This is a genomic window from Kitasatospora sp. NPDC048540, assembly GCF_040651175.1.
GTDB lineage: Bacteria > Actinomycetota > Actinomycetes > Streptomycetales > Streptomycetaceae > Kitasatospora.
This window is the reverse complement of record NZ_JBEZIR010000007.1, coordinates 96,660-112,271: the sequence shown is the minus strand read 5'-3', so window position 1 is coordinate 112,271 and position 15,612 is coordinate 96,660. Positions and strand designations below refer to the sequence as shown.

General features: G+C 73.1%; 12 protein-coding genes. 1 reads left to right on the top strand and 11 read right to left on the bottom strand.

The annotated features are described in order from the left end of the window. The 8 genes from AB0D08_RS05615 to AB0D08_RS05580 all read right to left on the bottom strand — a co-directional run bounded on the left by AB0D08_RS05615 (nucleotide 1) and on the right by AB0D08_RS05580 (nucleotide 10,444). Nucleotides 1–987 (bottom strand): lantibiotic dehydratase C-terminal domain-containing protein, encoded by a 987-nt coding sequence (locus AB0D08_RS05615; RefSeq protein WP_359886306.1) that lies wholly within the window; start codon nucleotides 985–987, stop codon nucleotides 1–3. After that, nucleotides 980–3,595: a lantibiotic dehydratase gene (locus AB0D08_RS05610; RefSeq protein WP_359886305.1), complete on the bottom strand. Its 2,616-nt coding sequence runs from the start codon at nucleotides 3,593–3,595 to the stop codon at nucleotides 980–982. Before AB0D08_RS05610 ends, AB0D08_RS05615 begins: the two co-directional genes overlap by 8 nt. Further along, nucleotides 3,595–5,181 (bottom strand): SagB family peptide dehydrogenase, encoded by a 1,587-nt coding sequence (locus AB0D08_RS05605; protein ID WP_359886304.1) that lies wholly within the window; start codon nucleotides 5,179–5,181, stop codon nucleotides 3,595–3,597. The genes AB0D08_RS05610 and AB0D08_RS05605 overlap by 1 nt, the downstream gene beginning before the upstream one ends. After that, complete coding sequence (locus AB0D08_RS05600) at nucleotides 5,178–6,833, bottom strand: TOMM precursor leader peptide-binding protein (protein WP_359886303.1); 1,656 nt, start codon at nucleotides 6,831–6,833, stop codon at nucleotides 5,178–5,180. The genes AB0D08_RS05605 and AB0D08_RS05600 overlap by 4 nt, the downstream gene beginning before the upstream one ends. Continuing rightward, complete coding sequence (locus tag AB0D08_RS05595) at nucleotides 6,826–8,832, bottom strand: hypothetical protein (protein ID WP_359886302.1); 2,007 nt, start codon at nucleotides 8,830–8,832, stop codon at nucleotides 6,826–6,828. Before AB0D08_RS05595 ends, AB0D08_RS05600 begins: the two co-directional genes overlap by 8 nt. A 114-nt stretch (nucleotides 8,833–8,946) precedes the next feature. Then, a complete protein-coding gene (locus AB0D08_RS05590; RefSeq protein WP_149038406.1) occupies nucleotides 8,947–9,114 on the bottom strand; it encodes a thiomuracin/GE37468 family thiazolyl RiPP peptide in 168 nt (55 codons plus the stop codon). Nucleotides 9,115–9,171: 57 nt separating this feature from the next. Continuing rightward, the gene (locus AB0D08_RS05585; RefSeq protein WP_149038406.1) at nucleotides 9,172–9,339 is read right to left on the bottom strand and encodes a thiomuracin/GE37468 family thiazolyl RiPP peptide; all 168 of its coding nucleotides are present in this window, start codon (nucleotides 9,337–9,339) and stop codon (nucleotides 9,172–9,174) included. Nucleotides 9,340–9,379: 40 nt separating this feature from the next. After that, a complete protein-coding gene (locus AB0D08_RS05580; RefSeq protein ID WP_359886301.1) occupies nucleotides 9,380–10,444 on the bottom strand; it encodes an LLM class flavin-dependent oxidoreductase in 1,065 nt (354 codons plus the stop codon). 412 nt (nucleotides 10,445–10,856) lie between these two features. On the opposite strand from AB0D08_RS05580, the gene AB0D08_RS05575 reads away from it, so the two are divergent. Continuing rightward, nucleotides 10,857–12,920, top strand: coding sequence for a radical SAM protein (locus AB0D08_RS05575; RefSeq protein WP_359886300.1), 2,064 nt, complete (start codon nucleotides 10,857–10,859; stop codon nucleotides 12,918–12,920). A 37-nt stretch (nucleotides 12,921–12,957) separates the two neighbouring features. On the opposite strand, the gene AB0D08_RS05570 is transcribed toward AB0D08_RS05575, so the two are convergent. From AB0D08_RS05570 to AB0D08_RS05560, 3 genes are all read right to left on the bottom strand, one after another. Further along, nucleotides 12,958–13,752 carry a DUF6193 family natural product biosynthesis protein gene (locus AB0D08_RS05570; RefSeq protein ID WP_359886299.1) on the bottom strand — a complete coding sequence of 265 codons (795 nt, stop codon included), beginning with the start codon at nucleotides 13,750–13,752 and terminating at the stop codon, nucleotides 12,958–12,960. A gap of 127 nt (nucleotides 13,753–13,879) precedes the next feature. Continuing rightward, on the bottom strand, nucleotides 13,880–14,482 hold the full coding sequence (locus AB0D08_RS05565) for a response regulator transcription factor (protein ID WP_033819161.1): 603 nt from the start codon (nucleotides 14,480–14,482) through the stop codon (nucleotides 13,880–13,882). Further along, entirely contained in the window at nucleotides 14,479–15,603 is a 1,125-nt protein-coding gene (locus AB0D08_RS05560) for a sensor histidine kinase (protein ID WP_199520282.1), read from the bottom strand. The genes AB0D08_RS05565 and AB0D08_RS05560 overlap by 4 nt, the downstream gene beginning before the upstream one ends. Nucleotides 15,604–15,612: the final 9 nt, after the last annotated feature.

Genomic DNA, 15,612 nt, shown 5'->3' with positions numbered 1-15,612 from the left:
TCACACCGCACACAGGTCGAATGCGGTGCGGGTGAGCAGCAGCCGCAGGTGGGACTCCTGGGCCAGGCTGATGCCGAGCCGGTTGCACATCAGGTGTGCGCAGCGTTCCACGATCAGCTGCGGCACCAGGTGGTTGATGTGGTCCAGCACGTCGGCGGGGGCCTCGAAGGTCGGGTAGGCGTCCAGCCGGCCCAGCAGTTCCAGCTCGACCAGGGTGTCGTTGAGGTCCCGGGTGCTGGCCAGCCAGCCGTCGACGACCGATCCCTCGGGCAGTGCGACGCCGCGCGTCGACGCCCACACCGCTTCCAGGCCGGCCCGCAGCTGGGCCTTGTTGGCGTCGAAGTGCCGCTCGAAGGCGGGCGAGCCCAGCAGCTGCGCGGCGCCGCCGCCGCTCTCCACCATGAACCTTGCCTGGTAGGCGAGTTCGGGCAGGATGCCGGTGAACAGGGTGCGGTTGGCGGCCAGCATGGCGAAGGCGTCCATGGCCCGCTGGCCGGGCTTGCGGCCGCGGGCGATCAGCTCCACCGCCAGGGCGCTGCCGGCCATCAGCTGCCGTTCGACCGCCTCCAGCGAACGGCCGGTGCCGAAGACCTCGGTCTCGGGCCGGTAGTCGATGAACGCCACCGAGTTGTCCGGGTGCAACTCCCGGTCGTAGTCGGTCATCTGCTCCAGCGCGGCGAGGCCCGGTGAGGAGTCGGCGTACTCCTCGGCGGTCATCGGGGTCGTCGAGGGCGCGGTCCGGAAGAACTCCGCGGCGCACTCCTCGATCGCGGCGCGGACCTGCGCGACCCGGTCCGGCCGGGTGAGCACGCGCAGCCGGACGTGCGGGCCGCCCTCCCAGTAGCGCAGGAAGAAGAAGCCGTCGGCCTGCCCGGCCAGGCGCAGCCGTTCGACCGCGGGCCGCAGGGCGCCGACGATCAGCGCGTCCTGGTCGCCGTGGTGGAAGAGGTGGGCGCTGACCCAGGTGCGTGCGGGCATGTCAGACATAGGTGACTCCGGGCTCGTTGAGTTCCACGATGTACTCGGCGACGCGCTCGCCGCGGATCCGGCCGGGGTCCGGCACCATCTCGCTGATCTGCACGATCGCATGCGGCTCGGCGAGCCGGCGTTCCAGTCCGAGCAGCAGCAGCATGCTCGCGAAATCCACGTAGTTGGGCTTGATGTCGTTGCCGGGCCCCTGGCCGGTGCCGCCCTGGGCCAGGGCGGCCGGGTCCAGGACGGTGACGAAGCACCGCTCGGGGATGCCGTGTTCGGCGAGCCAGCCGGCCATCCGCAGCAGCCAGGCCGCGTCGCTGGTGGCCTCGGTGCGCCGGGGCAGGCGGTCCGCGCGGGTCATCCACATGGCGCGCCGCAGCACCACCTTGCCGACCATCAGCCGGGGCAGGTGCCGTACGCCGTGGTCGGCGCGCGGGTCGGAGGTCATCCGCAGTTCGGTGTGCGGCCCGAACCAGGTGGTGGACTCGCCGAACGCCTCGATCATGAACCGTGCGGCGGGCGGCAGCAGCCGGTCGCCGAGGCCGGGGTGGACCGGGCGGATCGGGCGGCCGAGGCGCCGCGAGACCAGCTCGGGCAGGCCGTCCGCGCCGCGCCGCACGGACAGGTCGTTGACGGGCAGCAGGGCCTCGTCGGCGCGCAGGCTGCGCACGCCGGGGTAGTCGACGACCAGTCCGACCCCGGGTTTGCGGACGTTGACCGCGGACCTGGCGACCGCCTCGAACTCGGCGAAGAGCACCTGGTCGCGACCGGTGGCCGGCCCCGGCTCGGCCGGCTGGTCCTCGCGCAGGTCCAGCCCGTCCAGGATCTGCCGGACCCGGTTGCGGCCGCGGCCGAAGCCGCAGCTGACGGTGTTGACCACCAGTTCCTCGCCGTGCGCGGCGGCGGCGAGCTGGCAGTACACGGCGGCCGAGGTGGGGGTGCGCACCCAGGCCGGCCACTCCTTGGCCAGCGTGCGGACCTCCTCGGGGTCGACGCGGACCACGCCGTCCGGGTCGGGCGCCCGCTCGCCCAGCAGCCGTTTGACGGCGGAGCGCAGCCGGTACAGCTCGCCCAGCGCCTCGCTGCCGCGGTCCCGGCCGGCGGCGGCCGGGCCGGCCTGCTGCTCGGCCAGCGCGTCGCGGTAGAACACCATCAGCGGGACCTCGGTCCCGTCCGGGTAGCGGCGTTCGAGCAGCTCGCCGAGGGTCAGCTTGGCGGGCAGGTCCGGTCCGATCAGGCCGAGCAGGGTGCGCACCGCGTCCAGGTCGTCGAGCAGCGGCTGCCAGCGCTCGCGGTCGAGCACGGCGGCGGTGCCCGGGTGGACGGCGTTCTCGTAGAAGCTGTAGCGGGCGAACTCCTTCGCGAGTTTCGGGTTGTTCAGGTACGCGTGGTCGCCCGCCTCGCGCAGCGCGGTGTCCAGGCCGCGGATCACGGCGTCGCGGACGGCGACCCGGTCGCCGGGCGAGCCGATGGTCGGGTAGCTCGACAGTGCCTCCTGCAGCCCGTGCAGGGTCCAGTCCAGCCGTTCCAGGCCGGGCCGGCCGAGCCGGTGCAGCCAGGCCCGCAGGTCGGAGAGCGGGTCCGCGGTCTGGTCGGCGAGCGGCGGGACCGGCTCCAGCACGCCGAGGGTGACCAGCCGGCGCAGGAACACGTCGACCTGGCGGGCGTCGGCCGCCTGGGCCTGCAGCGCCGCGCGCAGCTCGTCGAGGGTGATCCGGCCGGCGGTCAGTTCCAGCACCCGGCGCAGGGTCGGGGTGAGCGCCAGGCTGTGCACGTGCTCGACCGGGCGGCGGCCGAGGAAGACCAGGACGTCCCCGGCGACGGTGGCGCTCGGGTTGATCCGCAGCCGGCAGCCGCCGCCGACGTCCGGGCGTTCGCCGACGGCGCGGGCGATGCGGTGCAGCGTCCCGATGCTGATCTCGGTGCCGGTCGCCGCGGCGGCCTGTCCCCGGGCCAGCCGCGCGGACAGGTCGACGGTGTCCGTGCCGTTGCCCCACGCGGCCAGGCCGCTGCTGGTGAAGGTGGAGTACGGGCTGGTCTTGGCGGCGGAACGGGCGAGGTACTGGGCGAGGCGCAGCACGGTCTGGCGCTGCGGCGCCCGCCCGGTGGCGAACCACTTGTGCAGGGCCAGGAACGCGTCCGGGTTGGCGTGCACCAGGCCGAGCTGGAAGGCGGGCAGGCGGGCCGCGTCGTGCAGCGCCCGGTAGCTGTCGGCCCAGTCCTGTTCGAGCTGGTCCGGGAGGGCGGCGAGGAGGCGGTCGCGTTCGGCCAGCAGCGCCGTCCAGGTGCGCAGGGGGGCGGCCAGTTCGGCGGGCAGTTCGGCGAGCCGGTCGGGGTCGAGGCGGCGGCCGCGGTGCACGGCCCGGCGGATCGCGACCAGTGCGGCCTTCGTCTCGCCGCCGCCCGCGGCGCCGACCGCCGCGTGCAGCAGCTGCGACAGGTCGCCGGTGGCGCCGGCGATCTCGGCCCGCAGCCGGACCAGCTCACCTGCGGTGGTCCAGCTCCGGGCGCAGCGCAGTCCGTCCAGCACCTCGACCGGGCTGCCGGCGAGGCGGACCACGGCGGCCGGGCCGGTCCCGTACCGCGCCGGGGGGACGGGGGTCTGTTCCAGGGTGTCCATCAGTGGTCCACCGCCTCGGGCTCGACGGGTACGATCACGCGGCCGCCCGGCCCGGTCCTGGCCAGCAGGATCTGGAAGACCGGGGTGTGGCGTTGTTCGGTGAGGCCGAGGGCCGTGCGGACCCCTTCGGCGTGGTAGGCGTTGACGATCCGTCCGGACAGGCCCTGCGCGGCGGCGGCGACGCAGATCCGGTGCGCGAGCAGCCCGGCCTCCTGGTTGATCACCCGGTAGCCGCGGTCGCCGAAGGTGTCGAAGGCCCAGTCGCGGTCGCCGACCAGGTGGACGACGGCGGTCATGTGCCGGAAGACCGGTCCGGGGATGGTGACCCGTTCGATCGCGGCGAGGGCGTCCGTTCCCTGTGCTTCGTCCGCGGTGCGGACCGGGTGCAGGGCGCCGGTGGCGTGGTCGAGCCGGTAGGCGCCCGCCGGGATCCCGGTGAGGTCGCCGACCGTCAGGTAGATCTCCAGCGGGACCGGCGCTCCGGCGGGGACGGCGTCGCTGACGACCCCGTTGCGGATCTCGGCGAGCCGCGCCCACAGCTCGTTCCCGTCGACCCGGGCCGGGACCGGCCGGAAGATGCCGGGTCCGGAGTCGCGGGAGCGCAGTACGGCGGCCAGCGGCAGTTCCGGGGCGGCGAGCGGGGGCCGGGGCAGCGGCGGGGCCGCGGACGGGGCGGGCGGCGCCGGTTCGGCGGTGGCGAAGGCCGTGGTGTCGGTGCGCAGGGAGGCGCGGTTGACCTCGGTCAGCGTCGGGCAGGCCTGGGCGACCTTCAGTCCGCCGGGCAGCACGGTCGGTGCGATCGGGTCGAGGCCCGCGGTCAGCTCCGCGGCCGTCGCACCGACCCGGACGCGTCCGGGACCGGCTGCGCCGAGGTGCAGCGGCAGGACCAGCAGGGCCGGTTCCTCGTCGGGGTCGAGGCCGAGCAGCCGGTGCACCGGCTCGTCCAGGAACTGGTGGTGCACGTGCACCGTGAGGCCCATCGACCGTGCCACCAGGTCGAGGTTGCCGGTCAGCAGCCCGGCCTCCTGGGTGCACAGCCGGTAGGCGTAGTCCCGGTAGATGTACGCGGTCTTGGCGAACAGGCCGGAGAGCACGAACACGGCCTCGGGCGGCGCGTCCCCGGTGCCGGTCCCGGTCGCGGTCCCGGTCGTGCGGAGCAGCAGTTCCCGGTGGTCACCCTCGCGCAGCAGCACCAGCGCGTGGTGCGGGGCGTCGTAGTGGTACACGCCGTCGGGCAGGCAGACGTACAGCTGGACGCCGAACAGGCAGCGCGCGGAGGCGACCATCCGGTGGTAGGGCCAGGTGCCGTTGGTGTCGAACTCCTGGCGGGAGATGCCGTATCCGTAGCGCAGCAGGGTGGACAGCGCCGTCCCGTCGAAGGTGTCGACCGGGATCGGCTCGCGCGGCGTGCGGACGGTCAGCGGGCGGCGCGGCCGGCCCCGGTAGATCTTGAACTTCAGTGGCTCGTCCGGGTTCCCGTACTCGGACTGCCGGGTCTCCATCGCCTCGGCCAGGTCCTCCAGGGTGACCCGGAAGAACTCGCGGCCGACGCCGCTCCCCCGGTGGCCCTGCTGCGGCCCGCTCACGGGAAGGGGTGCGGATGCGGGTTGCGCACCTCGGCCAGCCGGGGCAGGCCGGTCACCCGCCGGGCGGTGTGTCCGAAGGTCATCGGCACCGAGCCCGGTGCTATCACCTTGACGCATGTGAAGCCTCCCGAGGCCTGTTCCGTGGAGGTGGTGTCGACGGCGACGACGTCCATGCCGGCCGCGGCGAAGCGGCGGACGGCCTCGTCGAGGTCCGCGCCGATGTCGGTGTGGCGCGGCCAGGGCCGGCGTTCGAGGCCCTGCTGCCAGGTCGAGGTCTCCGGCGCGTCGAGCAGGAAGGAGTAGCGGTCGAAGCTGTCCGGGTCGGCCGCGCACAGCAGGTGGTCGGCCATCGACTCGACCTCGTCCGGGTGGCCGGCCAGGTGCCGGGCCCGCTCGCGCCAGCCGGGGTCGAGGGCCAGCAGGGTCACGTACTCGACGGTCTGGCTGAGTTCGTGCAGCGCGGCGAGGACGGCCTCGGCCGCGCGCAGTCCGCTGCCGCCGGTCGACACGGCCCGGGGCCGCTGCGTGCCGGTGACGTCCTCGGCGAGGGTCCAGAACGACGGGATGCCGTGCTCACGGGTGCTGTCGAAGACGTGCACCCGGTAGCCCTGCCGCTCGATGCGCTCGGCGACCAGCGGGATCCGCCGGTCGGGCACGGTGGCCAGGTCGATCTCGGGCAGCGGGGTGCGCCCGTACCAGGCCATCAGGAACGCGTCGCGCTCGGCGACTTCGAGCACGCCGTGCAGCACCGCCTCCTCGTAGCAGCCCCCGAGCGCGCAGCCGCTGGAGATCTCGCAGGCGAACGACGGCTCGCCGCCGGCCGACCGCGGCAGCCGGTAGTAGACGAAGCTCTCCGGCACCAGCACCGGCCGGCCCTCGCCGAAGGACCAGCCCCACACCCAGTTCGTCTCCGCGTCCTCGGTGAACTCCCGGTAGTGGAAGCCCGGGGTGCGGAACCGGTCGGCGGGGTACAGGCCGAGGGTGCGCGGGTCGATCGCGTCGGCGGCCACCTGCGCGTACCCGGCCCGGACGGCGGTGCGCTTGCCCGGCCGGTACGCGGCGAGCCGTTCCAGCGACTCCGCCACCGCGACGGCCCGCGCGGAGCCGAAGTCGCGGGTGCGTCCGTAGCCGGAGGCCTCGGTGGAGACTCCGGGCACCGCGAGTACCGCCTCGGTGAACGGGAACGCGTGCTGCGTGTACGAGGCCACCGAGGGGATCAGGCCGCTCTGCGGGTCCACGTAGAGCTCGTCGAGCCCGGCGTGGTCCAGCAGGCGGACCCGGCTGGACTCCGGCGACAGCTTGGGCCGCTGCTCGCGGACGATCCGCGCACCGTCCGCGGTGTCGGCGACGACGGTCGAACAGGCCGGACAGTGCGGGTCGGTGAGGTACGTGTGCCGGGCCAGCGCCAGCGTGGCGGTGTCGACGGTCCGGAAGCTCCCGGTGCGCGGTTCGGCCGAGGCCAGTGCGGCGACGGTGTCGGCGAGGAAGCTCGGCGGTTCCCGGTCCTTCGGCACCTCGGCGGCCAGTTCGGCGGCGCGTTCCGGGGTGGCCGCCGCGGTGCGCCGGGTGTGCAGGCACCGCGGGCAGCCCGGCGGCCACGGTCCGACGACCACCTGGTGGGGCTCGTACCGCACCGGGGGAAGGTCAGTCATGGACGACCACGGCCTGTGCCACGAACGGACACAGCCGGGCAACGACGGGGTCGTGGTCGAGCGGCACCGCGACGACCCGGCCGCCCTCGCGCGTCAGCCGCGCCACCAGCTCCTCCAGCGCCACCGGCCCCGGGAGCGCCGCGGTCGGTCCGCCGCGCAGCGTCGCGGGCAGCTCGGGCACCGGCGCGGGCGCGTACGCGGGCTGGTCGGTGGCCTGGGCCTGGTAGGCGAGCAGGACCTGCTCCAGGCCGCGCTCCAGCGCGGGGGCGGGTGCCAGGTCGCTGACGTAGGCGACGGTCGCCTTCGGGCCGGTGAACGCGAAGGTGGGCAGTCCGATCAGCGCGGACAGGTCGTGGACCTCGACCGGCTGCTCGACGATCTCCAGCAGCTTCCGGTAGCGCGCCGCCCGCGGGGTCAGCTCCACGGCCGCCAGGTCCAGCCGGGGCAGCGGCCCGGTCGCTGCGGACAGCGCCGCGCCGACGGTCCCGTTGGCCGCCGCGACCACCGCCGCACGCACCGCCGCCGGCCAGTCGTCGCCGGAGGCGGCGGCCGGTGCGGGGAAGACCGCCGCGGCGTCGACCGCGACGGGCTCACCGGTCAGCACGTCCACGCCGTGCAGGCGCTCGCCGGAGCGTTCGTCGTGCATGACGGCCGCGTAGCGCTCGAAGGCGCGGCGCACCGCCCGCTGGCGTGACTCGACGACGTTCTCGCCGCAGCCGAACACCGGGAACGGGCCGCCGGCCAGGCCGACCGGGTCGGAGACCAGGACCTCGCTGACGAACAGCGGCAGTTGCTCGTGGTCGCGCTCGGTGATCTCCGCGAAGACGCCGGTCCGCGGGTCGACGCAGTCCACGGCGCGCCGGCCGAGCTCCTCGTCGTCCACCGGCGCGGCGGCGGCCAGCGCGGCGAGGCGGGCCGGGTCGTCGGCGCGGGCGGGCCGCGCGAGCGGGTGCGGCAGGAAGGCGTGGGTCGCCGTCTCGAGCGTCTCCAGGTCGAACCGGACCACCTGGTCGGCGTCGCCGGGGCGCTGCTCCGTCCCGGCCCCCGCGCCCTGGCCGATGCCGGTGAGGTGGCGGAACGCCGCGAAGCAGAGCTGATTGGCGACCAGGGCGACGGTGGGGCCGCGCAGGAACTCGCTCGGCGCGATGTCGGGGTGGTCGCGCAGGTCGGCGCCGTCGAGCTCCGGCGTCAGGGCGCGCAGCCGCCGCCAGGCGGACTCCCAGGCGGTGGCGTCGCCGTCCGCGCCGGTCACCGGGCCGATCCAGGCCTCGTCACCGACCGCGACCACCTGGGCGAACGCGGCGCCCGCGGCCTTCGCGGCGTGCGGCAGGGCCAGCGCGCGCCCGATCATGGGACGGTCAGCGACGTGCAGCACCATGGCGGCGCCGGCGGCGAGCCGGTCGAGGTGGCCGCTCGCGGTCGCATCGAGGTCCAGGTAGTCGAGCTGCTGCTCGGGGTCCTGCTCCCGTGCCGCGGCGAGGTGTTCGGCGACCCGCTCGCGGTCGAACGGCGACTCGCCGAACGGTGCCGGCGCGCAGGCCCGCACACCGGAGCGCAGCTCGGAGTTGACCAGGGCCTGCAGCAGCGGGCCGGCGCCGGTCAGCACGAGCGCGCTGTCGCGGTAGGACTGGAAGCGCAGTTCCGGCGAGTCGACGAAGTACTCGATGAAGGCGATGTTCGCCGCGTAGGTGGTGGCCAGTTCGGCGGGCAGCGTGTGCGGGCGGTCGTCCAGGACGTTCTTGACGTAGCCCTTGCCGAGCAGCAGCATCGTCAGCTTGGCCAGCGAGGCCCGGCTGGACTCCGGCACGGCGGCGCACAGTTCGCCGAGGGTCCTGGTGCCGTCCAGCATCGGGGCGATCCGCTGGATCCACTCGTAGGTCGACGCGCCCTTGAGCATCGACCCGCCGAGGTTGCTGCGGATGTAGGCTCCTTCGGGCACCCGCATGACGTAGACGTCCCCGCGCAGCCGCGGCCGGATCCGCTCCAGATTGACTTCCATGACCACCGCTTCTTCACGCATGACTGATGACGGGCCAGGAGGAGGACCGAGAGCCACCCGGTCCCCTAACACGCACCGGCTAGAGCACAGGTGCCGCAAGGATCAGCACCCGGATCAGGTGCAGGAGCAGCACGGGCAGCAGCAGCAGCAGCTGCTGGCGCCGCCCGAGGCGGACAGCTCGGTCAGGCCGTAGCCGGCCGTCACCGAAGCGGGCACAACCTCACCCAGGTCCACGAGCTCGAAGGCGCCGTCATCCAGCACCAGGTCGTCGAAACCCTCCATGTCTTCACACCCCCAATCCCTTTCAAGGTCCGGTATGTGACGGAGCACCGGCACCGATCAGGTGCAGGAGCAGCACGGGCAGCAGCAGCAGCAGCTGCTGGCGCCGCCCGAGGCGGACAGCTCGGTCAGGCCGTAGCCGGCCGTCACCGAAGCGGGCACAACCTCACCCAGGTCCACGAGCTCGAAGGCGCCGTCATCCAGCACCAGGTCGTCGAAACCCTCCATGTCTTTACACCTCCATTCCCTTTCCGGGTGACAGAATTTGTCACAGTGATTTCACTACGGGCAGCACCTTGTCGCAGAAGAGCTGCAAGGTCTGCCCAGCCTCGGCGAGCGGCATCGCTCCGAAATCGATCTGCCAGAGGATCTGGTCGACGCCGCCGATGTGGTCGTTGAAGGCGCGGATCCGGTCGACGACCGTGGCCGGTGATCCGACGATCGCGCCGCCTTCGGTGAAAAGCTTCTCGGGCTTGAGGCCGCGCAGCATCCAGCCGAATCCGGAATAGCCGCGGTAGGCCGAGGACTCCCGGCGGTCCCACGCGCTGACGGCCTCCGCCCACACGTCCAGGTAGCGGCGCAGGTAGGTCTCGGCGATCTCCTCGGCGTGCGCGTCGGTGTCGGCGACCACCAGCGGCAGGCTGGCCGCGACCCGCGGACGCAGCCCCGAGCCGCCGTGCGCGGCGGCGAACGCGTCGCGGTAGAGGGTCAGATGGTCGCGGAACTCGTGCGGGGAGATCATCGGCGTGATCAGCAGCCCGTGGCCCTCGGCGCCCAGCCAGGAGAAGCTCTCCGGGGTGCGCACCGCGGCGCCCCAGATCGGCGGGTGCGGCTGCTGGGTGGGCCGCGGCAGGCCGGTGACGTCGCGGTAGGCGAAGAACGGGGTGGACTCGGTGACCTTCTCCTCGGTCCAGATCCGCCGCACCGCCCGGATGGTCTCGCGGAACCGGTCGACGCTCTCGTCCATGTCCACGCCCAGCGTGTCGAACTCGTCGGGCAGGTAGGCGCGGGCGAAGCCGACGTCGAGGCGGCCGCCGCTGATCGCGTCCACCTGCGCGGCCTCCGCGGCCAGCTGGACCGGGTGGTGGAAGACCGGCAGCACGCAGCCGGTGATCAGCCGGACCGTGCTGGTGCGGGCGGCCACCGCGGACAGGAAGCCGAGCGGGCTCGGGCAGTAGCCGCCGTAGTGGTGGAGGTAGTGCTCGGTCATCTTGATCGAGTCCAGGCCGCCCAGCTCCGCCCGGACCGACAGCTCCAGCGCGTCGCTGAAATAGGTGTGCGGGAGTTTCGTCTCCGGCGTGCAGTCAGGAAGAAAGGAAAGCCCGAAGCGCACCGATACCACTCCCCTTACAACCGGATATCCCAGGAATTCTCCGAATCGACGCCCGCGCTATTCACGGCCCCCGTCCGGGGCCGGTGAAGGACCGGCTGATTCGCGGCTGACGCTACATCGGGCCACCAGGCGCGTCAATATCCTTCGCAGCCGCGGACCGCCGCCGAAAAGACGTCAGGTCAGCGCCGGTATCCCCGGGAATACTTACGATACAAAGCGCGCGTTATTGACGACGCCGGTCGGCACTGCGACCGTGTGTATCCGCTGCCGGCCCATGGGCGGGGGCTCCGGCGTGGGGAATGTGCGGGCCGGCGCCACCACGGCGGCCGAAGACGCCATCCGTCCGGCGGACCCCGGTGCGGGATGCCACGGCGGAATGTCCACCCAACCGACTCGGTACGGATGTGTAGCCATGACCTCCACGATGGACCCGGTCCACGTCACCGTCCCCGACACCGCTCCCTTCGGGCAGTCGACTCCGCCGGCCGCCGGGCCGGCCGGGCGCAAGCCGGTGCACCTGGTCGAGTTCACCGCGATGCACGGCGTCCGCTACAGCGTCACCCTCGGCTACCTGAAGGCGACCTCGGTCGCCGACCCGGTCCTCGACGCGAGCTGCGACTTCCACATCAGCGTGCGCGAGCAGAGCGGCGGCGAGCAGGCCATGAAGGAGCTGCTCGAGTCCTGGGACGAGCCGTTCGTCGTCGCGCTGACCGTCTTCTTCTGGAACCGCGCCCAGTCCATGGAGCTGGCCCGCCGGGTGAAGGAGCGCTGGCCCGCCTGCCGGGTGGTGCTCGGCGGCAACGACGTCAGCTACCAGCAGGACCCGGTGTTCGCCGAGGCACCCTGGGTGGACGTCCTGGTGCACGGCGAGGGCGAGTTGCGCTTCCGCGACCTGCTGCACTGCTTCCTCGACGGCGGCGACCTCGCCACCATCCCCGGCATCAGCTACTGGTCCGAGGGAGCGGTCGTCACCAACGCGGACGCGGACCGGATCACCGACCTGGAGCAGATCGTCTCGCCGATCCTCACCCCGGTCTACTCGGACGAGGAGATCACCGGCTCCTCGATGATCGTGTACGAGACCAACCGCGGCTGCCCCTACAAGTGCGCGTTCTGCTACTGGGGCGGCGCCACCAACTCCAAGGTCCGCCAGTTCGAACTGGACCGGATCTTCGCCGAACTGGACCGGCTGATCCGGCTGATGCCCACCGACGCGACGCTGTTCATCGCGGACGCCAACTTCGGCATCATCGCCCGCGACCGGGAGATCGCCGAGCACATCGTCGAACTCAGCCGGCGCTACGACAAGCGGCTGATCATCAGCACCAACTGGGCGAAGAACGGCAACGACCGGATCGTGGAGATCGCCTCCATGCTCCACTCCGCCGAACTGACCGGCGCCATCACGCTCTCCGCGCAGTCCTTCGACGCCAACGTCCTGAAGATCGCCAACCGCGCCAACATCCGCACCGACCACTACCGCCGGCTGCTCTCCCGCTTCCGCGCCCTCGACGTCCCCACCTACACCGACCTGATCTGGGGCCTGCCCGGCGAGACCTACGCCACCTACCTCGACGGAATCGAGGAAGTGCTGACCGCGGGCGGCTCCCCGGTGATCTACCCGCTGCTGCTGCTCAACAACACCGAGTACTCCCGGGAGTCCTTCAAGGACAAGCACCAGCTGACCACCCGCTGGATGCCCGGCGACATCACCAACCCGGAACTGGTCGCCGACGTGGTGGTCGGGCACGAGTGCATGACCACCGAGGAGTGGGTGCACGGCATGCGGTTCCGCGTCGCCATGACGCTGTTCCAGAAGATCCTGCTGCGCTGCGCGCTGCGCGTCCTGCACGAGACGACCGGCGTCCGGATGGTCGAACTGTGCGCGCAGCTGTGGACGTTCCTGACCGAGGACTGCGCCGACCCGTTCCTGCGCGCAGTCGCCCGCAACATCGAGGTGGGCTACCGGGAGCCCGCCGATGTGGACATGGAGCTGCTGAGGACCGTGATCGGAGACCAGGTCGTGGTGCCCGAGGAGGTGCACTTCCAGGCGCTGCTGTGCCGCGCCGTCTCCACCGAGCAGGCTTCCGCGAAGCTGCTCGGCGCGGCCACGGACTGGCTGTGCGAGCGACTGGCCGCCGACGGGCACCGGATCGACCGGGTGCTGGTCGACGGCGCGCTGACGGTCGACCTCGCGGCGACCACGATCCTGCGCGCCAGCCTGCGCGGCGAGCTCAAGGAGGCGGAGTTCGCCGTCCCGCGCCGCGGCTGGGACCTGCTCGTCGAGGCCGGCGACGTCCCCTCCAGCCTCGACGCGAGCGGTCAGGGAAGCACCGTCCGCGGCACGGTCTGGGCACCCCCGCGCTGGGTCCACTACCCGATCAGCGTCTACGCCCTCTCCATCTGGCACGGCACGGGGCGGCCCCTGCACGACCTGCAGTACGCCCTGCCCACCGGGGCGCCGGGCCACGGCTGAGCGGCCGGGAGGGAGCGCGGCTCCGTCCCGGCTCGCGTCACGAACCCGGCGGCGGCGGGACGGCGTCGTCGGGCAGGCCGTCCACCACCACCGCGACGGCCGCGGCCGCGCCGTCCGCCTCCTGTACCCGGCCGTCGGCGAACGTCACCTCGAAGCGGCCGTTGCCGAGCGGCCTGGTCCTCGGGAGGTCGCGGCAGATGGGCGGCTCGGCGCGGCGCCTGAAGGTCAGCCAGTACATCGACTTGCCGGGCGACAGCGCCCGCAGGCGCGGCTGCTCGAAGGCGGCCTCGACGAGGGCCCGCCAGTCGGGCTCCCGCCGGCGTTCGGCGTAGGCCTCGGCGACCTGGTGCATCATCTTCCACCGGGCCGGCACGGCCTCGCCGCGCTCGTGGGCCTCGGCCAGCTCCCAGGTCCTCAGGAAGGACCACTGCTCGACGAGGTCGCGCACCCTGGATCCCCGGTGCCAGGAACGCATCGCCCCGACGGCCTCGGACAGGTCCTGCGTGCTGCCCGAGGCCATCCGGATGCCGTGGGCCCAGCAGTCGACGATGAGGCTGCGCACGCCACAGGCCATCAGGACATGCGCCGAGCGGCCGTCGGCTTCCACCTTCGCGGCCACATGGCGCCAGCCCGGTGAGGACGTCAGCTCGACCGCGAGCCCACCGCCCGCACGGTCGGCCACCGCCTGGAGCGCGTTCTGCAGCGAGCCCGCCCCCACCACGTCGGGATAGAGGGTGGCGTACCCGTACAGGGGATGGGCGGCATCGGTCGGCGCCGCATCCGGAAGCGGCCCGTACTCGTGGAGGGGATCGGCGACTCGGGCCGCTGTCACATCTCGAAGCTCCTCGGACATACGGTCGAGTCTGCCAGGGCGGCCCGGCGCACGGTCACCTGTGGGACAGGCCTCGGGGCGAGATCCCCCGCGCCCGTGGTGGCCGGCCCGGCGGCCCGGGCGCCGCCTACAGCCAGCCGCGGGTCAGTGCCGTCCGGGCCGCCTCGGTGCGGTTGCGGGCGCCGAGTTTGGCCATCGCGCTGGACAGGTAGTTGCGGACGGTGCCCTCGGCGAGGAAGAGCCGGGCCGCGATCTCGACGTTGCTGGCGCCGTCCGCGACCGCGCGCAGCAGTTCGCGCTCCCGCTCGGTCAGCGGGTCGGCCGCGTCCCAGGCGGCCACCGCCAGCTCAGGGGCGACCACGCGTTCGCCCGCGTGGACCCGGCGCAGGGCGCCCGCCAGTTCGCCGATCGGCGCGTCCTTGAGGACGTAGCCGGCCACCCCGGCGTCGACCGCGCGCCGCAGGTAGCCGCTGCGGGCGAAGGTGGTCACGATCAGCACCCGGGTGGGGTCGCCGAGGGTGTTCAGCTCCGCGGCGAGCTCCAGGCCGGTGCGGCCGGGCATCTCGATGTCGGTCACCAGCACGTCCGGACGGTGTGCGCGGACCGCGGCCAGCGCGTCGTCGCCGTTGGTGGCGGTCGCCACCACGGTGATGTCCGGCTGCAGGTCGAGCAGCGCCGCGAACGCGCCCAGCACCATGCTCTGGTCCTCGGCCAGCACCACCCGGATCACCGGGCCGCCGCCTGACGCGGCACCGTGATGGTCAGCGTGGTGCCGGCCGAGCCGGTGCGCTGCACCGCGCCGCCGAGCTTGGCGATCCGCTCCCGTACCCCGGTCAGCCCGGTGCCTTCCGGGGCCGTGCCGCCGATCCCGTCGTCCGCGATCACCAGGCGCACCCTTTCCTCGTCCACGTCCAGTCCCAGCCCGATCCGGCAGGTGGAGGCCCGGGCGTGCCGGGCCACGTTGGTGACGGCCTCCCGCAGCACCAGCCCGAGTTCGTGCTCGGCGGCCGCGACCAGGATCAGCCCGTCGTCGTAGTCGACCCGCAGCCGGACGCCGGTCCCCGCGAGCGCCCGGCGGGCCGCCTCCAGTTCGGCGCGGATGCTGGTCTGCCGCCAGCCGGTGACGGTGCTGCGCACCGCGGCCAGCGCCTCCCGGGCGTTGCGTTCGATCTCCTCCGCCTCCGCGCGCGCCCGCTGCGGGTCGGCCAGGACCAGTTCCTTGGTCAGCTGGGCGCGCATCACGACGGCGGTCAGCGAGTGCCCGAGCAGGTCGTGCAGGTCCCGGGCGATCCGTTCGCGTTCGGCGAGCGTCGCCAGCAGCTCGACCTGCGCGGTGCGCAGCCGCTGGTTCTCCAACTCCTGCTGCCGGTCGCGCTGTTTGAGCTCCAGCAGCCCGATCACCCAGATCAGCACCGACGCCGACACGAAGCCCCACAGCCGGTACGGCATCGGCACCCAGGAGACCAGCGCGGCAAGGGTGTTCAGCACCGTCAGCCCGGTGAACCACAGCCGCGCGTCGCGCCACGGCAGGGTGTCGCCCGCGACGGCCGCCGCGTAGACGAACACCAGGCTCGCGTTGGTGTTGAACGGTGTGGCCAGCGCGCCGACCACCGTCATCGGCACGATCGCCGTCCAGACGTGCCCGGCGGCCGGGCCGCGCAGCAGCTTCGCCCCGTACAGCGCGATCGTCGCCACGCACACCCCGCCGGCCAGCGGCCACTCCCACCACGACCCCTCGGGGGCGAAGTAGGGCTGCACCAGCACGAAGAGCAGGTAGCCCAGGTACACCCACTCCCAGGTCCGCAGCCTGGCGGCGACGGACCCGGGAGCGGGTTCCTGACGGGTACTCACCTCATGGTC